Source organism: Staphylococcus pasteuri (assembly GCF_030547725.1).
In the GTDB taxonomy this organism is placed as follows: domain Bacteria; phylum Bacillota; class Bacilli; order Staphylococcales; family Staphylococcaceae; genus Staphylococcus; species Staphylococcus pasteuri.
The window spans coordinates 1-1,625 of record NZ_JAUOQO010000025.1 but is presented as its reverse complement, the minus strand read 5'-3'; the positions used below and the strand labels follow the sequence as shown (position 1 = coordinate 1,625).

Genomic DNA, 1,625 nt, shown 5'->3' with positions numbered 1-1,625 from the left:
TTTTTATGGAGAGTTTGATCCTGGCTCAGGATGAACGCTGGCGGCGTGCCTAATACATGCAAGTCGAGCGAACAGATAAGGAGCTTGCTCCTTTGACGTTAGCGGCGGACGGGTGAGTAACACGTGGATAACCTACCTATAAGACTGGGATAACTTCGGGAAACCGGAGCTAATACCGGATAAGATTTTGAACCGCATGGTTCAATAGTGAAAGACGGCCTTGCTGTCACTTATAGATGGATCCGCGCCGTATTAGCTAGTTGGTAAGGTAACGGCTTACCAAGGCAACGATACGTAGCCGACCTGAGAGGGTGATCGGCCACACTGGAACTGAGACACGGTCCAGACTCCTACGGGAGGCAGCAGTAGGGAATCTTCCGCAATGGGCGAAAGCCTGACGGAGCAACGCCGCGTGAGTGATGAAGGTCTTCGGATCGTAAAACTCTGTTATCAGGGAAGAACAAACGTGTAAGTAACTGTGCACGTCTTGACGGTACCTGATCAGAAAGCCACGGCTAACTACGTGCCAGCAGCCGCGGTAATACGTAGGTGGCAAGCGTTATCCGGAATTATTGGGCGTAAAGCGCGCGTAGGCGGTTTTTTAAGTCTGATGTGAAAGCCCACGGCTCAACCGTGGAGGGTCATTGGAAACTGGAAAACTTGAGTGCAGAAGAGGAAAGTGGAATTCCATGTGTAGCGGTGAAATGCGCAGAGATATGGAGGAACACCAGTGGCGAAGGCGACTTTCTGGTCTGTAACTGACGCTGATGTGCGAAAGCGTGGGGATCAAACAGGATTAGATACCCTGGTAGTCCACGCCGTAAACGATGAGTGCTAAGTGTTAGGGGGTTTCCGCCCCTTAGTGCTGCAGCTAACGCATTAAGCACTCCGCCTGGGGAGTACGACCGCAAGGTTGAAACTCAAAGGAATTGACGGGGACCCGCACAAGCGGTGGAGCATGTGGTTTAATTCGAAGCAACGCGAAGAACCTTACCAAATCTTGACATCCTTTGACCGCTCTAGAGATAGAGTTTTCCCCTTCGGGGGACAAAGTGACAGGTGGTGCATGGTTGTCGTCAGCTCGTGTCGTGAGATGTTGGGTTAAGTCCCGCAACGAGCGCAACCCTTAAGCTTAGTTGCCATCATTAAGTTGGGCACTCTAAGTTGACTGCCGGTGACAAACCGGAGGAAGGTGGGGATGACGTCAAATCATCATGCCCCTTATGATTTGGGCTACACACGTGCTACAATGGACAATACAAAGGGCAGCTAAACCGCGAGGTCAAGCAAATCCCATAAAGTTGTTCTCAGTTCGGATTGTAGTCTGCAACTCGACTACATGAAGCTGGAATCGCTAGTAATCGTAGATCAGCATGCTACGGTGAATACGTTCCCGGGTCTTGTACACACCGCCCGTCACACCACGAGAGTTTGTAACACCCGAAGCCGGTGGAGTAACCATTTATGGAGCTAGCCGTCGAAGGTGGGACAAATGATTGGGGTGAAGTCGTAACAAGGTAGCCGTATCGGAAGGTGCGGCTGGATCACCTCCTTTCTAAGGATATATTCGGAACATCTTCGTAGAAGATGAAGGAATAACATTGACATATTGTATTCAGTTTTGA

The 1,625-nt window shown here is 50.4% G+C and carries 1 rRNA gene; it reads left to right on the top strand.

Annotation, left to right across the window (positions count from 1 at the left end):
• The first annotated feature begins 2 nt into the window (after positions 1-2).
• Positions 3-1,555 (top strand): 16S ribosomal RNA (locus Q4528_RS12585).
• Positions 1,556-1,625: the final 70 nt, after the last annotated feature.